Source organism: Mesorhizobium sp. ESP-6-4, from assembly GCF_020164735.1.
Taxonomy (GTDB): domain Bacteria; phylum Pseudomonadota; class Alphaproteobacteria; order Rhizobiales; family Rhizobiaceae; genus Mesorhizobium.
On the sequence record NZ_JAIUGS010000019.1, the window covers coordinates 13817 to 34233 of the forward strand.

18 protein-coding genes and 2 pseudogenes are annotated in these 20417 nt (G+C 65.3%); 12 read left to right on the plus strand and 8 right to left on the minus strand.

What is annotated here, in order from left to right; all coding sequences use genetic code 11:
• Positions 1-26 precede the first annotated feature (26 nt).
• Positions 27-3761, plus strand: coding sequence for an autotransporter outer membrane beta-barrel domain-containing protein (locus LB523_RS24380; protein WP_263493168.1), 3735 nt, complete (start codon positions 27-29; stop codon positions 3759-3761).
• Positions 3762-3781: 20 nt separating this feature from the next.
• Positions 3782-4039, plus strand: coding sequence for an autotransporter domain-containing protein (locus tag LB523_RS29300; protein WP_318011997.1), 258 nt, complete (start codon positions 3782-3784; stop codon positions 4037-4039).
• A 181-nt stretch (positions 4040-4220) separates the two neighbouring features.
• On the opposite strand, the gene LB523_RS24385 is transcribed toward LB523_RS29300, so the two are convergent.
• Positions 4221-5231 (minus strand): zinc-dependent alcohol dehydrogenase family protein, encoded by a 1011-nt coding sequence (locus tag LB523_RS24385; RefSeq protein WP_224607750.1) that lies wholly within the window; start codon positions 5229-5231, stop codon positions 4221-4223.
• A gap of 97 nt (positions 5232-5328) precedes the next feature.
• On the opposite strand from LB523_RS24385, the gene LB523_RS24390 reads away from it, so the two are divergent.
• On the plus strand, positions 5329-6258 hold the full coding sequence (locus LB523_RS24390) for a LysR family transcriptional regulator (protein WP_224529533.1): 930 nt from the start codon (positions 5329-5331) through the stop codon (positions 6256-6258).
• A 101-nt stretch (positions 6259-6359) separates the two neighbouring features.
• Here LB523_RS24390 and LB523_RS24395 read toward each other — a convergent pair whose 3' ends face one another.
• Positions 6360-6743 carry an SgcJ/EcaC family oxidoreductase gene (locus LB523_RS24395; RefSeq protein WP_224607753.1) on the minus strand — a complete coding sequence of 128 codons (384 nt, stop codon included), beginning with the start codon at positions 6741-6743 and terminating at the stop codon, positions 6360-6362.
• Between the two features lie 116 nt (positions 6744-6859).
• On the opposite strand from LB523_RS24395, the pseudogene LB523_RS24400 reads away from it, so the two are divergent.
• A pseudogene (locus LB523_RS24400) lies at positions 6860-6991 on the plus strand (VOC family protein); the annotation flags it as partial.
• An 82-nt stretch (positions 6992-7073) separates the two neighbouring features.
• On the plus strand, positions 7074-7559 hold the full coding sequence (locus tag LB523_RS24405; RefSeq protein WP_224607756.1) for a hypothetical protein: 486 nt from the start codon (positions 7074-7076) through the stop codon (positions 7557-7559).
• Between the two features lie 36 nt (positions 7560-7595).
• On the opposite strand, the gene LB523_RS24410 is transcribed toward LB523_RS24405, so the two are convergent.
• The 4 genes from LB523_RS24410 to LB523_RS24425 all read right to left on the minus strand — a co-directional run bounded on the left by LB523_RS24410 (position 7596) and on the right by LB523_RS24425 (position 11951).
• Complete coding sequence (locus LB523_RS24410) at positions 7596-8354, minus strand: slipin family protein (protein ID WP_224607759.1); 759 nt, start codon at positions 8352-8354, stop codon at positions 7596-7598.
• Positions 8351-9715, minus strand: a complete 1365-nt coding sequence (locus LB523_RS24415; protein WP_224607762.1) for an NfeD family protein — start codon at positions 9713-9715, stop codon at positions 8351-8353. Before LB523_RS24415 ends, LB523_RS24410 begins: the two co-directional genes overlap by 4 nt.
• A 215-nt stretch (positions 9716-9930) precedes the next feature.
• Positions 9931-10236, minus strand: a complete 306-nt coding sequence (locus LB523_RS24420; protein WP_224607765.1) for a hypothetical protein — start codon at positions 10234-10236, stop codon at positions 9931-9933.
• Between the two features lie 284 nt (positions 10237-10520).
• Complete coding sequence (locus tag LB523_RS24425; RefSeq protein ID WP_224607770.1) at positions 10521-11951, minus strand: MFS transporter; 1431 nt, start codon at positions 11949-11951, stop codon at positions 10521-10523.
• 132 nt (positions 11952-12083) lie between these two features.
• Here LB523_RS24425 and LB523_RS24430 point away from each other — a divergent pair, with 132 nt between their 5' ends.
• The gene (locus LB523_RS24430; protein ID WP_224607773.1) at positions 12084-13013 is read left to right on the plus strand and encodes a LysR family transcriptional regulator; all 930 of its coding nucleotides are present in this window, start codon (positions 12084-12086) and stop codon (positions 13011-13013) included.
• Positions 13014-13482: 469 nt separating this feature from the next.
• Positions 13483-13710 (plus strand): hypothetical protein, encoded by a 228-nt coding sequence (locus LB523_RS24435; RefSeq protein WP_095768306.1) that lies wholly within the window; start codon positions 13483-13485, stop codon positions 13708-13710.
• Positions 13711-13791: 81 nt separating this feature from the next.
• On the opposite strand, the gene LB523_RS29305 is transcribed toward LB523_RS24435, so the two are convergent.
• Positions 13792-13914 (minus strand): hypothetical protein, encoded by a 123-nt coding sequence (locus LB523_RS29305; RefSeq protein WP_263483512.1) that lies wholly within the window; start codon positions 13912-13914, stop codon positions 13792-13794.
• 833 nt (positions 13915-14747) lie between these two features.
• On the opposite strand from LB523_RS29305, the pseudogene LB523_RS24440 reads away from it, so the two are divergent.
• A pseudogene (locus tag LB523_RS24440) lies at positions 14748-16728 on the plus strand (acyltransferase family protein).
• Positions 16729-17109: 381 nt separating this feature from the next.
• Here LB523_RS24440 and LB523_RS24445 read toward each other — a convergent pair.
• Positions 17110-17463 (minus strand): cupin domain-containing protein, encoded by a 354-nt coding sequence (locus LB523_RS24445; RefSeq protein ID WP_095768304.1) that lies wholly within the window; start codon positions 17461-17463, stop codon positions 17110-17112.
• Between the two features lie 250 nt (positions 17464-17713).
• Between LB523_RS24445 and LB523_RS24450 the strand changes: the two genes are divergently transcribed.
• From LB523_RS24450 to LB523_RS24465, 4 genes are all read left to right on the plus strand, one after another.
• Complete coding sequence (locus LB523_RS24450) at positions 17714-18025, plus strand: hypothetical protein (RefSeq protein WP_224607776.1); 312 nt, start codon at positions 17714-17716, stop codon at positions 18023-18025.
• A gap of 151 nt (positions 18026-18176) precedes the next feature.
• Positions 18177-18503, plus strand: a complete 327-nt coding sequence (locus tag LB523_RS24455) for a hypothetical protein (RefSeq protein ID WP_224607779.1) — start codon at positions 18177-18179, stop codon at positions 18501-18503.
• A 145-nt stretch (positions 18504-18648) separates the two neighbouring features.
• Complete coding sequence (locus LB523_RS24460; protein WP_224529568.1) at positions 18649-18981, plus strand: hypothetical protein; 333 nt, start codon at positions 18649-18651, stop codon at positions 18979-18981.
• A gap of 106 nt (positions 18982-19087) precedes the next feature.
• Positions 19088-20368: a DUF763 domain-containing protein gene (locus tag LB523_RS24465; protein WP_224607783.1), complete on the plus strand. Its 1281-nt coding sequence runs from the start codon at positions 19088-19090 to the stop codon at positions 20366-20368.
• Positions 20369-20417: the final 49 nt, after the last annotated feature.

Genomic DNA, 20417 nt, shown 5'->3' on the forward strand with positions numbered 1-20417 from the left:
AAACAACAGTCATCTCAGGGGATTGAATGCTGCGGAATACATTTGCCGGCCGCAAGGCCACGCCAACTTCGACCGCGCTGACGAGTTACCTCAATCCTTTACGCAATCCTCAGCATATGGCCAGCGTCAGTTCGCTCGCGCTGATGATCGCCACCGCGGGAGCGATGCTGCCGGCAGCGGCGGCGGACGCGGTCTGGAGCGGCGCAACGTCGAGCGATTGGTCCGATCCCGGCAACTGGACTCCGAATGGGGTGCCCGACGCAGCTACTTGGGTTACGCTCGGCACGCTCACGCCGAACTCCACCGTGATAAGCGGGCTTAGCGCCAATGGGCTCGTGGTTTTCGTGGGGAGGAATGCCGGTGACGTCGGTTTGCTGACAATCACCAACGGCGGAACTCTTAGTGATTCACAAGGGGCCGTTGCCCGATTCGCAGGCTCTACCGGTACGGTCATGGTGGACGGCGCTGGATCGGCATGGCTGCATGCCGACGATTTCTATGTCGGGGCCGAAGGCACCGGGACGGTCTCCATTCTCAATGGTGGCTTGATCAGCAATGTAGGAGGCATCCTGGGCGACAGCGACGACGCCGTTGCGGTCCTGTCCGTCGACGGCGCGGGTTCGACCTGGACCAACAGCTCAACCTTGGCGGTTGCGCGTTTCGGCACCGGCACGCTCAACATTTCCAATGGCGGAACGGTCAGCGACACCGATGGGTCCATCGGCAAGGGCATTGCTTCGAACGGCACGGTCTCGATCGACGGCGCCGGCTCCACCTGGACCAACAGCGGCTCGCTGACCGTGGGCGACAACGGCATTGGCCATCTGACAATCACCAACGCCGGTTCAGCCACCACCGCGATCGGTACGATTGGTTGGCATGAAGGCTCCACCGGCACGGCGACGGTCGATGGCGCCGGTTCGACCTGGACAAACAGCTCCAAGCTGATTGTGGGCGATTTCGGTAAAGGCGCCCTGGCGATCAGCCAAGGCGGCGCCGTCAGCAACGACACGGCCTACGTCGGCAACTCGGCGGGCTCGACCGGCACGGTGTTCGTCGATGGCTCAGGCTCGAGCTGGACAAACAATTTCGACCTGTTCGTCGGCAACCAAGGCACAGGCACCTTGGCGATCTCGCATGGCGGCACGGTCAACAATGTCTCTGGGACTATTGGCGCGGAGGCAGGCTCGACCGGTATGGTGTTTGTCGACAACGCGGGCTCTACTTGGACAAACAGCGGATCGCTGACCGTCGGCGATTTGGGCACGGGCACGCTGGGGATCTCGCACGGCGCCGTCAGCAACGGCTCTGGGGTTATTGGCGCGAATGCCGGCTCGACCGGCATGGTGTTCGTCGACGGTGCCGGCTCGACCTGGACCAACAACTTGAGCCTCACTGTCGGCTATGCCGGCGCTGGCACGCTGAATGTCTCGAACGGCGCTGGGGTGACTAGCGACTCGGGCTATGTTGGCTTTTCCTTAGGTTCTGCTGGCGCTGTGACGGTAAGCGGCCTGGGCTCGACCTGGACCGCCGGCTTGGAGCTTCTGGTCGGCGGCTCCGGCACCGGTGCGCTAACGATTTCGAACGGCGGGGCGGTAAGCAGTGGCGGTGGCTTTGTGGCGTTCGGCAACGGCGTTGGCACGGCGACGGTCGACGGCGCTGGCTCGACCTGGACCAACACCGGCGACCTTGATGTCGGCGAATTCGGCACGGGCACGCTGACGATTTCGAACGGTGGCACAGTCAGTAATGACTCTGGAACTATTGGCGCGCAAGCGGGCTCGATCGGTGCGGTGACCGTGGATGGCACGGGCTCGACCTGGACAAACAGCTTGAGTCTCGCTGTCGGGTCTGCTGGCGCTGGCACGCTGAACGTCTTGAACGGCGGTGGGGTGAGTGGCGACTCAGGCTATATTGGCTTTTCCTTAGGTTCTGCTGGCGCGGTAACGGTAAGCGGCGCCGGCTCGACCTGGACCGCCGGCTTGGAGCTTTTAATCGGCGGCTCCGGCACCGGAGCGCTAACGATTTCGAACGGCGGGGCGGTAAGCAGTGGCGGTGGCTTTGTGGCGTTCGGCAACGGCGTTGGCACGGCGACGGTCGACGGCGCTGGCTCGACCTGGACCAACACCGGCAACCTTGATGTCGGCGAATTCGGCACGGGCACGCTGACGATTTCGAACGGCGGTGCGGTTTCGGTCGGCGGCATCGTGACCATTGCCAGCCAGGCAGGCTCAATCGGCACGCTCAATTTCGGTGGCGTAGCCGGAGCGGCGGCATCGGCGACCGGCATACTCAATGCTGCGGCTGTCCAGTTCGGCGCAGGCACCGGTACGATCAACTTCAACCACACCGACACGAACTACACCTTCGCGTCGGCGATCGGCGGTGCCGGCACGATCAACCAGATCGCCGGCAACACGAATCTCACCGCCGATTCTAGCGCCTTCACCGGCGCGACCAATGTGAGCGGCGGGCGGCTGGCCGTGAACGGTTCGCTGGCAGATTCGCTGGTGACGATCTCGGGCGGCATACTTGGCGGCAACGGCACGGTGGGCGGCATCGCGGCGCACTCGGGAGGCATCATCGCGCCGGGCAATTCGATCGGCACGTTCAACGTCGCGGGCAACATCGACCAGGCGGCCGGTTCGATCTACCAGGTCGAACTGACTTCGACCGGCCAGTCCGATCTTCTCCACGCGACCGGCATGGCGACGATCGCCGCCGGATCGGTCGTCGACGTGGTCAAGACGGATGCCGCGCCTTACGTAGCGGGCACGCATTACACGGTGTTGCAAGCCGATGGTGGCGTCGCCGGAAACTACTCGCTCACCGGCGATATCGGCACGGCTTTCCTCGGCCTCGTCGACAGCTATGACGCCAATCACGTCTATCTCGATGTGGTCCAAAAGACCTTCGCTCAGGTTGGCCTGACGCCGAACCAGATCGCCACCGGCGGTGGCGCCGAAAGCCTGGGGGCTGGCAATCCGCTCTACGACGCAATCGCCGTGCTGCCGACAGAGGCAACCGCCCAGGACGCCTTCGACCAGCTCTCGGGAGAGATCCATGCCTCGGCCAAGGGCATGCTCCTCGAGGACAGCCGCTTCATCCGCGACGCCGCCACCAAGCGGATCAGCGCTGCGTTCGGCGATGCCGACGCAGCCGCATTGCCGGTCATGGCCTATGGTGAGGGCGGCCCGGAAATGGTCGCGGCCGACACCGATCGCTTCGCCGTCTGGGGCCAAGCCTTCGGCTCGTGGGGACATACCGGCAGCGACGGCAATGCCGCCGCCTTCGATCGTTCGACCGGCGGCCTCCTGGTCGGCGCCGATAGCCTGGTAGGGGACTGGCGCGTCGGTGCCATAGGCGGCTACAGCCATTCGACTTTCGACGCTGACGCTCGCCGTTCCAGCGGCGCCGGCGACAATTACCATCTCGGGCTCTACGGGGGCACTAACTGGGGCGCCATCGCCTTCCGCACCGGCGCCGCCTACAGCTGGAACAGCATCTCGACAAAGCGCGCGGTTGCCTTCAATGGCTTCGCCGATCAACTGTCGGCCGACTACGATGCCGGCACGGCACAGGTGTTCGGCGAACTCGCTTACAAGGCCGATGCTGGGCGCTTCAAGTTCGAGCCCTTCGCCAATCTCGCCTACGTCAGCGTTCACACCGACGGCTTCACCGAGAAAGGTGGCGGTGCAGCCCTGACCAGCGCAAGTTCAACCCTCAACGCGACCTTCACCACGCTCGGGCTGCGCGCCTGACCGACCTGACGCTTGGCAGCATCGAGGCGACCGCGCGCGGCACGCTCAGCTGGCGCCATGCCTTCGGCGATGTCACGCCGACTTCGACTTTCGCCTTCGCCGGCGGCGATGCCTTTACAATCGCCGGCGTACCTGTCGCCAGGGACAGGGTGGTGATCGATGCCGGTTTCGACCTGCCGATCTCGGCCAATGCCACGCTCGGCCTGTCCTACACCGGTTGGTTCGGCTCCCATAACGCCGACAACGGCGTCAAGGCCAACCTCGACCTCAAGTTCTGACGGCGAAAGGTGAGAAGGATCGGGAGTAGCGTGAGAACGCTCGGTCGACGGAGCCCGGCCGAATACGGCAAGGGCTCGGGCGGCGAGGCGGATTGAAGCTCCCACATCTTCCTGTCAGGGAAGTCGGCTTCAGGGAGACCGAGAGATTCATCGCTTTCGCCCACTCCAGCGCCGGCTCTTCCTACCAATCCAAGCCGAATACCAGCTTGCCGAAATGCAGGCCGCCGGCGGCCATGTAGGTGTAGGCTTCGGTCGCCTCGTTTTGTGAAAACACCTTGTCGACGACCGGCTCGATCCGGGCGGCGCCGATGGCACGGGCAGCGTCGCGCAGGTCCGAGACCGATCCGGTGTTGTTGCCCACCACCTTCAGCGCCTTGATGATGATCGGCAGCAGATTGACCGTGGCCTCGGCGCCGGTGACGAAGCCGATGGTGAACAGCGTGCCGCCGGGCGCGGTGGCGTTGACGGCGCGCGCGAAGGTGGCGGTGCCGCCGGTCTCGACGACGAGGTCGGCGCCGAGGCCATCGGTCAGTTCCAGCACCTTGCCGTCCCAATCCGGTGTCGCGCGGTAATTGATTAGGTGATCGGCGCCGAGCGCCTTGGCCCGGTCGAGCTTCTCGTCCGAGGACGACGTGATGATGACGGTGGCCCCGGCCGCCTTGGCAAGCTGCAGGGTGAAGATCGAGACGCCGCCCGTGCCGAGCAGCACGACGACGGAGCCCGGCCCGACATCGGCGGCGCGGATGGCGTTCCACGCGGTGGTGCCGGCGATAGGCAAGGTCGAGGCCGCCCCGAAGGAGAGATGCGCCGGGACCGGCACGACCGAGTTGGCTGGCAGCGCGACATATTCGGCCAGCGACCCGGGCAATGAGATGCCGCGCATCTGCGTCATCTCGTGGGGACGCGGCCGGCCGCCGATCCAGCGCGGCTTGGCGTGGGCAACAACGCGGTCGCCAGTTTTGAATGTCGTCACGCCCTCGCCCAGCGCGACGATCTCGCCGGCGCCGTCGGCCACGGGAACGAGCGGAAACACCGGGCCGGGATAATTGCCGCTCGCAACGGCGACATCGACGAAGTTCAGGCTCGCCGCACGCTGGCGGATCAGCACCTCGCCGCGTTGCGGTTCGGGCGTGGCGATGCTGGTGGCGCGGAAGGCGTCGAGCCTGGGTTGGCTGAGTTCGATGGCTTTCATGGTTCACTCCGTGCGTGGTCGATGGACGATTGAGCGAACCTAGCTGCTGCGCTAATACTCGATAATCGTCGGTCTTTGCATTTGAGTATTGCAAATCATGCAGCAATCAGTTGAGCCTTCCGCCCTTGCCGAAATGGCGGCCTTCGCGGCCGTCGCCGAGGCGTGCTCCTTCACCAGGGCGGCAGCGAGAGTCGGGCGCGACGCGACCATCCTGTCGCGCCGTCTCCAATCGCTGGAAGAGCGGCTGGGGGTGCGGCTGCTCCACCGCACCACGCGCAGCGTGTCGCTTACCGAGGCGGGCGCGGAATTCCTGTTGCGCGTGCGCGCCATCCTTGCCTCGGTCGACGAGGCCGAGGCGGCCGCATCGGCGCATGCCGCCGGCGGGCCGCGCGGCCTGCTCAAGCTGGCGCTGCCGGGGACCTTCGGGCGCATGTGGATCGGGCCGCTCTTGCCGCAATTCCTGGCGGAGTTCCCCGAGGTCCACATCGAGGCAGAGTTCTCCAACCGCTTCGCCGATCTCGTCGCCGAGAATTTCGACGTCGCCGTACGGCTGGGCAGCCTGGAGGACTCGCGCCTGGTGGCGCGCAAGGTGGCGACGCGGCGCCGGCTGCTCTGCGCCGCGCCCTCCTACCTCGCCAGAAGGGGCAGGCCGGAAACGCCGCAGGCGCTGCTGGAGCACAGCTGCCTGGGCTTCTCCGGCTTCCAGACCTTTCCGGCCTGGGAGATGACCGACCGCGAGGGCCGGCGCGTGCGCGTCGAGGTTTCGGGGCCGTTGGTCAGCGACGACGCCGAGGTGCTGGTCGAGGCCGCAGTGCAGGGTGTCGGCCTGATGATGAGCACCGACTGGCTGGTCGGGCGCGAGCTCGCCGACGGCCGGCTGGTGCCGATCCTGGAGGACTGGACGCTGGCCGACGAGGGCGCGGTCTATGTCGTCATGCCCTCGGCCAAGGGCCAAGCCGCCAAGACCCGCGCCTTCGCCGACTGGATCGGCAAGCGCTTCGCGCCTGAGCCGCCGTGGCGAAAGTAAGGGCGAGATAGCGGGCATTCGCGCCGGCGATCGCGAACGCCGCGTTCGCAGGACAAGGTTCCTCGCCTCAGAAGGGGATAGGCAGTTCCGGCGACCGCGCCCTACCCTTTTGCCGCCAGCAAATTCGCATCCCGCGCCAGCCGCCAGCGGCCGTCATTCTCCTTGCGCAGCAGCGTCAGCGTATAGCCGGACCGCCGCACCGGCTCGCCGCCGGGCGGTGTCGCCGTCATATCGATGCGGTTGCGGATATAGGCCCAGTCGCCGAGCAGTTTGAGCTCGACGATCTCGCTGTCACCGTCGATCCTGGTCTCGCCCATGTTCCTGGAGGCCGCGGCGAAGGCTTCCTTGCCGAAGGGCTCCTTGCCGGGAACCATGAAGACGACATCGTCCGTCATCAGACCAAGCACGGTCTCCAGATCGCCTTTCCGGCTCGCCGCCATCCAGGTCTCGACCACCTGGCGGATCGCGGTTGCGTCATCGGTCATCGGTTTACTCCTTGCAATCGTCGGCAGTCGGATTGTCGTCAATACCTGGTGCAATCGCCGTCGCCGGCAACGCCGCGGACGAACCCGAGCGCTATCGCGCGCGTCTTGCGACGAAGGAGGTCGCCCGGTTGCGCGCGGGCCTCAACTTCCGCAATGAAATCGTGACGGGACCGGGCGGCTCGCAGATCTTGCTGGACGATCCTTCCGGCAATCTGCTGGAATTGTTCGAGCCGGCCAAGAGCACTTAAGCGAGATCCATTCAGGAGAGATTGGCCGCTCGCCGGCTTTCGCCAATCTCTATATGATGCCCGCCACGAAGGGGGATCGACTATGAAAAGCGCACTGGCAATCGTCACACTTGCCCTTCTAGCCACCCCTTCCGCCCATGCCGCGCCTTGCGCCTGGTCCGCCCGGATGGAGGAGGACGAAGGCGGCAGGGTGATGACGGCTTCGGTGCGCGGCGGGCCGAAGGGCGATGCGCATCTGATGCTGGCCTGCTTCGATAAGCCGGTGCTGAGCTATGATCTCGGCGCCGCGGGCGGGCAGCTGGAGCCCGGCATCGGCGGATCCTTCACCTTCAAGGCCGGCGGCAAGAGCGTGACCAAAAAGCTCGAGCTCGAGGCGATGTACAATTACTTCACGGCAGACCTGTCCGGCCCTTCCGACCCGTTGCTGGCGCTGCTGCGGGGAAAGGGCGAGGTGACGATCTCGGCCGACAAATACGGCACGGCGAGCTTTCCGCTGAAAGGCTCCGGAGCCGCGATCGGCAAGGTGCTGGCAGAATGCGGCAAGGATTCGGACGGCGAGGCTGATTGACTCTGCCGACGAGGGAAGACCGGCAGCGTCAATGGCTCATTTGCCCTGCCCTTTCATGAACTGCCCGAGCAGTTCCACCGGCAGCGGGAACACTACCGTGGACGAGCGCTCGCCGGCGATGTCGTGCAGAGCCTCGAAATAGCGCAGCTGCATGGCTTGCGGCTCGGCCGCAAGCATGCGGCCGGCCTCGACCAGCTTCGCCGCCGCCTGCTGCTCGCCGTCAGCGTTGATCACCTTGGCGCGGCGCAGCCGCTCGGCCTCGGCCTGCTTGGCGATGGCGCGGATCATGCTCTCGTTCAGGTCGACATGCTTGATCTCGATATTGGAGACCTTGATGCCCCAGGCGTCGGTGCGCTGGTCGAGGATCTCCTGGATGTCGCTGTTGAGCTTGTCGCGTTCGGCCAGCATCTCGTCGAGCTCGTGCTTGCCGAGCACCGAGCGCAGCGTGGTCTGCGCCAGCTGGTTGGTCGCGGCCATGAAATCCTCGACCTGGATGATTGCCCGCTCGGCGTCGACGATGCGGAAATAGAGCACGGCGTTGACCTTGACCGAGACGTTGTCGCGCGAGATGACATCCTGCGGCGGCACATCCTGGACGACCACGCGCAGATCGACCCGCACCATCTGCTGGACGAAAGGGATGAGGATGATGAGGCCAGGGCCCTTGACCCCGGTGAAGCGGCCGAGCGTGAAGACCACGCCGCGTTCATATTCCCTCAGGATGCGGATGGCGGCCGCCAGGAAGATGACCACCAGCAGCGCAATGATGAGATAGGCCACGTAACCGACCATCATTTCACTCCGTTGTTGCTCGCATCACGACGCCGCACGGTCAGCACGAGGTCGCTGACGTCGATCACCTCAACGCTGTCGCCGGGTGCGACCGGTTCGTCGGCCCTCGCCCGCCAACGCTCGCCCAAAGCCAGCACATGGCCCTCACCGCCCTGCCAGTCGACGATCTCGACGGGCAGGCCGCGCATCGCCTCGCCGCCGACGCGCGGCGGTTTCCTGCGCGCCGCCCAGACATAGGTTCCGGTGAGCAGCGCCAGCCCGAGCGTCAGCACGGCGGCGGGGCCGATGACCGCCCACGACATGGCAAAGCCCGGCCCTTCGATCCTGAGCAGCATGGCCGAGCCGAGCAGGAAAGCGGCGACGCCGCCCAACCCCAGAACCACGGTGGGGTTGAAGGCCTCGATGATCAGGACGGCGATGCCGAGCACCATCAGCGCCAGGCCGGTATAGTTGATCGGCAAGAGGTTGAGCGCATAGAGCCCGAGCACCAGGCAGATGGTGCCAATGACGCCGGGCGCCACGGCGCCCGGGCTGGTGAACTCGAAGACGAGGCCATAGACGCCGACCAGCATCAGGATGACGGCGGTGTTCGGGTCGGTGATGACGGAGAGCAGCCGTATGAACCAGCCAGGCTCAAGCGTCTCGACCGGCAGCCCTTTCGTCGCCAGCACTTTCTTGGCGCTGGCGACATCGACGGTGCGCCCGTCGGCAAGCTGCAGCAACTCGGTAGTGTCGCGGGCGACGAAGTCGATGACATGCTCCTGCAGGGCGGCGTTGGCCGACAAGCTCGCTGCCTCGCGCACCGCCTTCTCGCCCCAGTCGCCGTTGCGGCCGCGCATCTCGGCAAGCGAGCGGATGAGCGCGACCGCGTCATTGGTCACCTTGGCCATCATCTCGTCGCCGGGCGGCTCGGCGACACCCTTCTGGTTCTTGTCCTTGTCGCCGCCCGGCAGCGACGGCAGCCCGCCCATCTCGACCGGCGTCGCCGCGCCCAGATTGGTGCCCGGCGCCATGGCCGCGACATGGGTTGCGTAAAGAATGTAGGTGCCGGCGCTCGCCGCATGGCCGCCGGCCGGCGCGACGTAGCCGATGACGGGCACGGGCGAGGCCAGAATGTCGGCGATCATCTCGCGCATCGAGGTGACCAGGCCGCCCGGCGTGTCGAGCTGAAGGACGAGCACTTCGGCGTTGCGTTGAGCAGCAGTATCGAGCGCCTCCTCGAGCTGCCTGGTGCTGGCCGGCCCGATAGCGCCGTCAATGGCAACGCTCAACGCGACCTTCCCGCTCCCGGTCGAGGAGAAGGAAGAAACGGCAGCCGCCGCCAGGAGGGCAACGGCGAAAAGGGCCACCCGCGCGAAGGTCACGCTCGAAGCTCCATGAGCTCAAATATGGGTTGTGCCGTGGCGAAGTCCAATGGGCGTCGAAGGGCGCCTGCGCCAATCGTCGGCGGCTGCGGTTGGGCGCCATGGTTCAGGCCAGCGAGCTGAAAGCGCTGCGCAGCGGAATCGGTCCTGAAGAGACAAATCGGAAAAAAGCGCTCCCGGCCCGTGTCTGATCGCACGAGCCGGGGCGCGGGGCGTCAATAGTCGGAGCCGCCCTCGACGACGACCCGACGATGATGGTGCCGGTGGATCGAACTCGTGACGACCACGTCCTGACGACGGTGATGGCGATAACGCCAGCTACGCTTGCCATTGTCATAGAAGGCGACCGTGCCGTGATGGCGGTGATGCAAGCGATGGCCCTCGTCATTGATGACGATGGCGGGGCGGTGATGGTAATGATGCCTGTGATGCGTCCTGATGACGACATCGGCCTCGGCCGCCGAAGCGACGGCGGGTGCGGCGACGCAGAGCGCCAGGGCAGCAAGAAGCACTGTTTTCATTGCTTTATTCCTGATTCCTGAATCATCCCTTCGGCTGGGTAAACCGCTGCCTGTCGCTTTGGTTCCGGGGAGGACGACATGCGCCATCCGCTCCGGCGCGCGGTCGAGATCGGGTGGGAAGATGGGCCGGCGCCGCAGTGGGCGGGGGTTCGTTGGGGGTAGCTGAGGCACCGGCCGAAGGCGGAATGGGCACCGCCGCGTGTCAGAATATGCTCCCCGTGCGGTGACGAAATTGCGCGATCGCGGAAGGAAGGGCGCGGCGCCGAGCTGCCGCTCTCCCCAAATCATGCGATCCGGCCTCTCCGCCCAGCCACCGCTATCGCGGCCGCCAACGCCACCACCCCCGTGGCCGCCGCGAAGGTGAACACCATGCCGCCGGCGACCGCTGCCGGCGCTGCCGTCGCGACATCCTTGGTGCCCACGGCGAAGGCGAACACCGCGCCCATCACCGCCGTGCCGGTGACAAGGCCGAGATTGCGCGACAGGCTCAGCATGCCCGACACCACGCCGCGCTCGGAGCTGTCGACGTCGGCCATGACGGCGGTGTTGTTGGCCGCCTGGAAGAGCTGGTAGCCGGGCGTCAGCAGGATGATCGCCGCCACGTAGCCGACGACACCGAAGACGCCCGGCAGCACGGCGAGCGCGACGCAGCCGGCGAGCATCAGCACCAGCCCGGCCATGATCATCGCGGCCGCGCCGAGGCGGTCGACGACACGCCCGGCAATGATGCCGCAGAACGCCGAGACCACGGGCCCGATCGACATCACGGCTCCGGTCGCAGCGTCGCCGAGGCTCAGCGCACGCGACAGGAAAAACGGGCCGACGACCAGCGTGGCCATCATCACCGTGGAGACCAGCGCGTTCATGGCGAGGCTCGGCGCCAGCACCGGGTCGCGCAACAGCGCGAGCTTGACCAGCGGCGACGCCACCTTGGCCTCGGCGACGACGAACAGCGCCGCGCCAACAATTGCCCCGCCGAGCAGCGCCATGTTCAGACCACCGAAATGACCGCGCCCCATAGTCATGGCCAGCGCGTAGGCGGCAAGCGTGGCGGCAAGCAGCAGCGTCCCCAGCATATCGAAACGCGCGGCTCCCTTCGCCTCTGCGCGGTCGATGCCCGACCCTTTGTCGCCCGGTAAAAAGCGCCAGGCGGCCAGCAGCGCGACGGCGCCGAGCGCGGCATTGATGAGGAAGATCGAGCGCCAGCCGAGAGCTGCGATCAGCACGCCGCCGAGCGAGGGGCCAAGCGCAGTGCCGATCGCCGACATGGTGCCGAGCAGGCCCATGGCGCTGCCGATGCGTTGCTTCGGCACCGTCTCGCCGACGAGGGCTAACGTCAGCGCCATCATCACCGCGGCGCCCAGGCCTTGCACGGCGCGGGCTGCGATCAGCATCGCCAGCGACGGCGCGAGCGCGGCGGCAAACGAAGCGGCGCTGAAAAGCGTCAGGCCGGCGATCAGCAGCAGCCGGCGGCCGACGACATCGCCGAGACGCCCGACGCTGACGATCAGCGCCGTGATGGCGAGCAGATAGGCAAGCACCACCCATTGCACCGCCGCAAACGACGCGGCGAAGGCCGCGCTCAGCGTCGGCAGCGCGACATTGGCGATGCTGGTGCCGAGCGAGGAGACGAGCATGGCAAGCGACAGGCTGGCCAACGCGCCCGCCGTCGAATGGCGCAGGGGCGCAGCGCGGGTTTGGGCAATGTCGGCCATGATTTCTTCTCCGTCGGTTGAACTTGCGGGGAAGATAGGAGCGCGCATGACATGGCGGAACACGCAGCGTATGCACTTGAATAGTGCATCAGACGCCATGCCGCGTTGACGAATCCGTGCTATGGTCGCGCCATGTCGCGACCCGATCTCAACCTGCTCGTCACGCTTGACGTGCTGCTTGCCGAAGGCAGCGTCGCCAAAGCCGCACGGCGCATGAAGCTCAGCCCTTCGGCAATGAGCCGGGCCCTGGCGAGGCTGCGCGAGGCGACCGGCGACCCGCTTCTGGTGCGTGCCGGGCGCGGCCTGGTGCCGACGCCGCGCGCTGTCGAGCTCGGCGGGCAGGTCGGGCGGCTGGTGAAGGAGGCGGAAGCGGTGCTGCGGCCTGCCGAGCGGCTCGACCTCGCGCGGCTTGGCCGCAGCTTCACGCTGCGAAACAGCGATGGTTTCGTCGAGAATTTCGGCCCGGCGCTGCTCGCCCGCGTGGCTGAGGAAGCGCCGGGCGTGCAACTGCGTTTCGTGCCCAAGCCCGACAAGGACAGCGGCCCGATGCGCGAGGGCGCGGTCGATCTGGAGACCGGCGTGGTGGGCGGTTCGACCGGGCCGGAGGTGCGCGCGCAGGCGCTGTTCCGCGACCGCTTTGTCGGCGTCGCGCGGGCCGGCCATCCTTTGTGCGAAGGCCGGATCACCGCCGCGCGCTTCGCCGCCGGCCGGCACATATTGATCTCGCGCCGCGGCCTCGACCGCGGCCCGGTGGATGACGCCTTGCAACTCGCCGGGCTGACGCGGACCGTCGCGACCGTGGTCGGCGGCTTCGCCGAGGCGCTGGCGCTAGCGCGTGGCTCCGACCTCATCGCCACGGTGCCGGAACGCTATACCGGAACGCTGCGCGAGGGCCTGTTCACCTTCACGCTGCCGGTGAAGCTCGCCGCGCTGACGGTCTCGCTCTTGTGGCACCCGAGGCTCGACGCCGATCCGGCGCATCGCTGGTTGCGCGGGCTGGTGAAAGAGGTGTGCCGCCTTTCCTCTCCGCCGTTTCGCGAGGGCGAGGAACCCATGCCCTGATACGCCGCGGCACCGCGGAACCAACCGCGCGTTGCAGGCGATGCCTTTATCATATTAGCCATTACTAACATGTACTATCGTGCGCAGGACTAACCGTGTCTGTCATGGAACCCGCGGCATAGTCAGCGCGTTGCCGGGCGCGCGTGAAACAGCCGGAGGCTCGCTTGAGCGAATTCAGGAAGTTCGCCTGCCCCCGGTGCCTGGGCGCCGGCAAGGTGTTCGAGTGCGAGAAACAGGTGGCGTCGAACGGCGCATGCTGTCCCTCTGGCGCGTTGCGCCACAATTGCCCTGGACAACGGGCTTCCTGCCAAGCCTGCAACGGAACCGGCCTGCGCGGCTACGGCGCGCCCTCTACTATAGAGGACTAAACCCGGCCGGCTTCGCTTTCGCTACACCCGGGAGTCTTGCCTTTCATTCGTAACTTCTAATAAAATGTATAAGGGCGAGAGCGGAGCGACGGGCGCCCCGCATGACAATCTATCGTGTCGAGGAAATGGACGGCGAAGCCGTCGTCGCGGTCCATTCGGCCGCAGCAAAGACGCCTTTCGAGGCGGCTGAGAAGGCGCTTGGCCAGAAAGTCACTTTGCGCGCCGGCGCCGACAGATGGGTCCGCGTCGTCGATCTCACCGAGCGGCCGAAACCGGTCAGGCTCAGGCCCACGACATTCGAATTCAAGGCTATAGGCCAAAGGAAATAGCGCGCTCCGTTTTGCACTGGCGCCAGTGTGCAAGAAGGGCGGCGAAGTCGCCGAGCAAACCGCCACGCACTTTTCCTGGCTTTAAGTGCTGGCGCCGCCCATCAGCGCGGCGACCAGGGTCGCCAGGAACACGAGCAGCCCCAAAGCGACCCGGTCCAGCCATGACCGCCGTCTGGCAAGAACCTCGAACAACCGTTTGGCCATCGCAACTTCCCCCATTCGGCGACACTCTATCACGTCTTTCATGAGCGGTCATGAAACGGCTCACAGATAGATTCGATGCCGCTTTCAAGCGGAATCCCGTCGTCGCCGGGCATCAATGCTGTACTGCCGAATTGCACCCAAAAAAAGTCGGGGTCGAAGCGATATGCCGGCCGGCGAAAAATCAGCCTATTCAAGCGGATAGGATATGCGCGGGGCTGCTTGGTGGATGTCTGAAAAGCCCGGAATTCTGCCATTTCGTGGCTTTCGCCGTGTCCCCGGCACGGCTGCAAAGCGTGCTTCGAGGACGAAAAGGCGGCTAAAAAGACGCTTCCGGGGCGCTGTCCGGCGGCGTTGACAGGGCACCGCGCCAATGGCACTCGGCAAGCACTGGTCACGCCATGACCGTTGCTGTTGGGGACGGACGGGGTTTCAGCAGCTTGGCGGCGGCGCCGGACGGGCGGGCATCTTCGAGGTGTACCGCCCGCTCCTGGCCAGCCTCAATTTTCAAGCCGGATGTCGCGGGACCAAGCCGGAGCGTCACCGCCTCGATTCAACGCTTGACCGACAACGGCACCACGGCTGCCAATTCCCGGCGCCTGTCCGGCATCGGCCTCAAATATCGCCCAACCAGGCCTACCGACGGCATCGGCGCGTGATCGGATCGGATCTCAGAACGTGAAGTCCGAGGATGGCACTGCGGCCGTCACCGCCGAAAGCCTGTCACGCCCTCCCTTTATGTTGCACCGCGTTAGATTTGTTGCATTGCGATATGAGCCCGCAGGCGCAAGTCTTCCCCAAGGCGGGATACGAACGAGCTTGCGAGGTTCGTATTCGTGTCAGCATCAGCGCAGGATTTCCGGCCCGACATAGAAGGGTTGCGCGCGGTGGCCGTGGCGGGCGTCATCGCCTACCATTTCGGCCTGACCGCGCTGCCCGGCGGCTTTGCCGGGGTCGACATCTTCTTCGTCATCTCGGGCTATCTGATCACCCGCCATCTGGTCGCCGAGATTTCCGGCACCGGCCGGCTCGACCTTCTGCGTTTCTACGCCCGGCGCGCGCGGCGCCTGCTGCCGGCGGCACTTTTCGTCATCGTCACCACACTTGCCGCCGGCGCGGTCATCCTGTCGCCGGAAGAACAGGCGCTCTATTCCAAGGGCGCCATGTTCGCCTCGGCCTACATGATCAATCTGTGGCTGATCCGCTGGTCGTTCGACTATTTCGCCAATGACGCCGCGAGCAACCCGTTCATCCATTACTGGTCGCTGTCGGTCGAGGAACAATTCTACCTCGCCTGGCCGGCGCTGCTGATGCTGGCCGCCTGGCTGAAGCCGGGCAAACGCTCGATCGTCATTGCAATCGCCGCGGCCGGCTTCGTCTCCTTTGTCCTCTGCGCCTGGCTGACGAGCGTATCGCCACCCTGGGCGTTCTACTTTTCGCCGCTGCGCGCATGGGAATTTGCCGCCGGCGGCCTCGCATCGATGGTGCCGGCGCGGCTGTTGCAGGAGCGTCCGCGGCTGGGGCGGGCGTTGAGCCTGGCCGGACTGGCGATGATCGGGGCCGCTTATCTCACCTTCAGCGAGGACGCTCCCTTCCCCGGCTTTCTGGCGCTTCTGCCGGTGGCCGGCACAGTCCTTCTGCTCAAGGCGGGAGCGGCCGGCGTCAGGGACGGCACTCCTCGTTTGCGCAATTCCGAACGGAACTGCGTGAACGCCGCCCTGGCGCTGCCGCCTTTGCAATGGATCGGCAGGCTCTCCTATTCGCTTTATCTCTGGCATTGGCCGATCATCGTCTATGCCGGCATGCTGGCGCCGGAGCTGACGCCCGCCGAGCGGCTCTGTTGCCTTGCGCTGACACTCGCGCTGTCCATCCTCAGCTACCACCTCATCGAGAACCCGATCCGTCGCAGCGGCTGGCTGATGGCCAATGCGGCGCGGGCGCTGGTGCCGGCCCTCCTCCTGACCGGCACCGGCGTCGCAGCCGCCTATGGCAACGCCAGGCTCGCCGCGCATGATCTCGACCCGCGGCAGCGCATCATCGCCGCGAGCGCCGCCGAACCCTCCACGGCCCGCGCCAAAGCAGGCTGCGTGCTGGACTACGAGACGGTCACGCCGATCCCCTGTGTGTTCGGCGACGGCGGGCGCACCATAGCCCTGTTCGGCGACTCCCACGCCGACCACTGGTCGACGCCGCTGATCGAGGCGGGCCGGAAAAACCGCTACCGGGTGATGACTTGGCTGAAAAACTCCTGCCGCGCCTCGCGCATCAGCGTCTGGTCGTCAGAGCTGAAGCGCGCCTACGCAGAATGCGACCGCTGGCGCGAGCAGGCGATCAAGGAGATCATCGAGGCGAGACCGGCGCTGGTGGTCATATCGGAACTGGCGCTGAGCAGCGGGCGCAAGATGGCGGGGCGCGACGGCGACACGGACGGTCAGGACGCCGACTGGCGGGCCGGCCTGCGCTCCACGCTCACCAGTCTGAGCCAAGCCGGCCATCCGCGACGTGCCATTCAATAACGCGAATGTCGACACCTGCGTGGCGCGGGCGCTTTGGCGGAACGAAACACCCTCGCGCTGCGACCAGACGCGGGCCTATGCCGCCAACGACAAGATGGCGGCGGTGGAGCGCGATATTGTCGACAGCATCCCCAACGCTGCTTACGTCGACCTCACCGACCGCTTCTGCAGCGCCACCATTTGCCACGTCTTCATCGACGGCAAGCTCGCCTTCCGCGACCGGCACCATATGGCGACACCCTTCGCGAAATCGCTGGAGCCGGACGTGGAGAAGAGGGTGATTTCCAAAGTGGGAAGGTGATGCTGCCAATCTCCCCCTTGTGGGCTACGGCATGCACACATTTCCAACCGGCTGGCCTTTGGCGATAGCGTGCATGGCAGCTTGGCGCATGCATTGGCTAATGTAGCGCTGGTCGACCCCCACTCCGTCTCGGCTTCGCCGAGCCACCTTTCCCCCGATCGACGGGGGGTAGAGGAAAGGCGCCAAGCTTTTGCCGTCAACGTCCGTCCAGCAACGCTCCCTTCCTTTCCCTCCGGAGGGGGGAAAGGTGGCGCTGCGAAGCAGCGACGGATTGGGGGAACCACCTGGCAATCAAGCCTCGGCCTGATCAGTCACGCCAGTCACAGAGGTTGTGTGCGTAGCGTAGTCGTTGTGGGGAGAGATCAGCAGCTCATGCCCCCCTCACCCCACCACAACGACAAAATGCTTCGTCACCGGCTCGAGGATCTTCCACGTCCCTTTGAAATCGGCTTCGACCACGAAAGCATCGCCAGGACCGACCTCGACCGGCTCGCCGCCGTCGGGCGTGATGATGATGCGGCCGGCGATCATGTGGACGAATTCATAGTCGGTGTAGGTGGCGTGATAGGTGCCGGGCGAAGCGCGCCAGGTGCCGGACATCACCTTGCCGTCCCCGGTGGTGTGCTGCACGGCCGTCTGCATGGTCGGCCTACCCTCCACGACGATCCAGCCCGGCAGGTCGCCGGCCTCGGCATGCTCGACGGCGCCGAATTTGAGAATGGTCTGCTTGGTCATGGGAGCTCCTGCGGTTGAGATTTACGTCAGGTGTGGCATAGCCGATGGCGCCAAGGTGCGCGAGTGATGCTGCGACATCGCGCAACGCGCTATTCCCCCTGGTCCGTGCAGCCTTGCGGGCGAAGCGAGCGTTTTCCCGCATTGCGAATGGGCTCGTCCCCGAGATAGGGCCGCGCATTTCCTCGGAACACCGGCCCCGTCGAAACCGTTTATCCCCTGAAGGGGCGTCCTGCAACTCAAGGAGGCAGCGATGAAAAAGCTTCTGCTTGCTTCGATGATCGCCATCGCCTCGGCGTTCGCGATTGCGCCGGCCAGCGCCGGCAGCGTGCAACTCGGTATCGGCGTCGGTCCAGGCTATGACGACGACTATTATGGCGGATACTACCCTCACCGCTATTACCGGCATGTCTACGATGATGACGACTACTATGTCCCGGATCGTGAGCGTTATGTGGTCCGCTATCATAGCCGGTATTATGGCGACAAATGCCGGGTCAGGATCGTGAAGCACTGGCGCCATCACCACCGCGTCATCGAAAAAATCCGCATCTGCGAGCGTTGACCGAGCGGTGCCCATGATTGGCTGATCTCCTACTCGCGAGGGAGATGGCCGCCCGCCCATCCCAGGGATGGGCGGGCGAATATTAGCGATTTGGAACATAACCTCCCTCCGGCGCGTTTATGGGGTGATCAACTCCAGGGAGGAGGTAGTCATGAAAACGCTCCTGCTCGCCTCCGTGATAGCCATAGCGTCGGCATTCGCCGTGATCGGCCCGGCCAATGCCGGACGCCTAGAATTCGGGATCGGCATCGGGGACGGTTATTACGACGACGATTACGACGATTACAGTCCATACTACGGTGACTATTATGGTGACCGCTACCTGTATCGGCCGTATTACAACCAATATTACAGCTACAGGCCGCATTACCAGCGGAATTACTATTTCCGGCATCACAGGCGCTGCCAAGTCGAATATGTGAGACACTGGCGTCATCACCACCGGGTCTACGAGGCGATCCGCGTCTGCAGGTATTGAATCTCGCTGGCAACGAGGGGCTGGCTTGTTAGCCGTTTTTGCGACCTATCCTCGAAGGTGACCACGCGCTGCGAATATTAGTGATCGGGAACATACGCTTGCAGCGACCGTTTATTTGGTAATCGGCCTTCAGGAGGAGGTTGCCATGAGAAAACTCTTACTTGCTTCGGCGATTGCCATCGCCTCCGCCGCAGCCACGGTCGCGCCTGCGGATGCACAGTTCTTCGGGCCGTTCGGCGGCTTCAGCCCGTTCTTCGGTGTCCCGTTCTACGGCGGCGGCCCGTTCTACGATTACGGCGGCCGCTATTACGGCCCGCGCTACTACGATGACTACTATCCCGGCTACGTGGTCCGCTATCCGCACTACCGGTACCATCGGTATTACAGGCACTACTACATCTATCCCCATCGGTACCACCACAGGCATCATCATCGGCACCATCACAGGCATCACCACGGGTATTATTACCGGTATTAGCGGGCCGGCGGACTGATCTCCCTCCTCGTGGGGGGAGATCGTGTCGGCGCCTTGCAAATTCCCGGCAAAATGCCATCTAATTCTCCGGCATCCACGGAGAACATCCTTGACGCAGCGAAGCGGCAGCGCCGACCTGCCGCTGCATGGCGGGCGGGTCCCGAAGTGGCTGGGCGATCGGATGACGAAGCTCGGCGCAGTGCTGTGCGAGGCGATCATCCACCACCACGGCCGCGATGAGCTTTTGCGGCGTCTGGCGCATCCCTTCTGGTTCCAGTCCTTCGGCGCCGTGATGGGCATGGACTGGCATTCCTCCGGCATCACCACCTCCGTCATCGGCGCGCTGAAGCGGGGGCTCAATCCGCTCAGCAATGAGCTCGGCATCCATGTCTGCGGCGGGCGCGGCGCGCATTCGCGCAAGACGCCCGGCGAGTTGCTGGCGATCGGCGAGCGCGTCGGGCTGGACGGCGATGCCCTGGCCACCGCCAGTCGGCTCGTCGCCAAGGTGGACAGCGCCGCCGTGCAGGACGGCTACGACCTCTATCTGCACGGCTTCATTGTCACCGATGACGGGCGCTGGGTGGTGGTGCAGCAAGGCATGAATGGCGATGCTCGCCAGGCACGCCGCTACCACTGGCTGTCGGAGGGGCTCAAAAGCTTCGTCGACCAACCGCATGCGGCGATCGAAGGCGAGCGCCAGGGCGAGATCGTCAACCTGACCGACCGTCGCGCCGAGAAAGCCCGCGGCGGCCAGATCGCGCTACTCAAGACGATGAGCCCGGAAAATATCCTGACCGAGCTGGCCGCGCTGGAACCGCGGTCGGAGCCTGAACCGGCCGCGCAGCCGCTGCTGCCCAACCTCGTCATGCCGGCGCATCACGACGTGCGCGAAAGCGACATCGTCATGCGCCGCCTGCATGGTAACATCGCCTCGGCCATCGAAAGCGGCCCGAAGGATTTTCCTGAATTGCTGCTGGTCCCCGGCGTCGGCCCGCGCACGGTGCGGGCTCTGGCCATGGTGTCGGAAGTGGTGCACGGCGCGCCCTATCGCTTCTCCGACCCGGCCCGCTTCTCCCTCGCCCACGGCGGCAAGGACCGCCACCCCTTCCCCGTCCCGCTGAAAGTCTATGACGAGACGATCACCGTGCTGAAATCGGCGGTGGGCAAGGCCAAGCTCGGAAGAACCGAAGAGTTGGAGGCGCTGAGGCGGCTGGACGGCGAGTCGCGCAGGATGGAGCGCTATGTGACGGGGCCGAGTCTGAAGGAGATTGTCGCCGGCGAGATGGACCAGTCGCATTTGCTGGGCGGACGGAGCGTGTTCGGGTGGGAGGGGAAGCCTGAGGGTGGCGAGGAGCCAACCTCCAAAACGCACACCGGACTCCGCAAATAACGTTGAAGGTCAGCGCTGCCCCTCATTGCCCTGCCCGGCAATTTCTCCC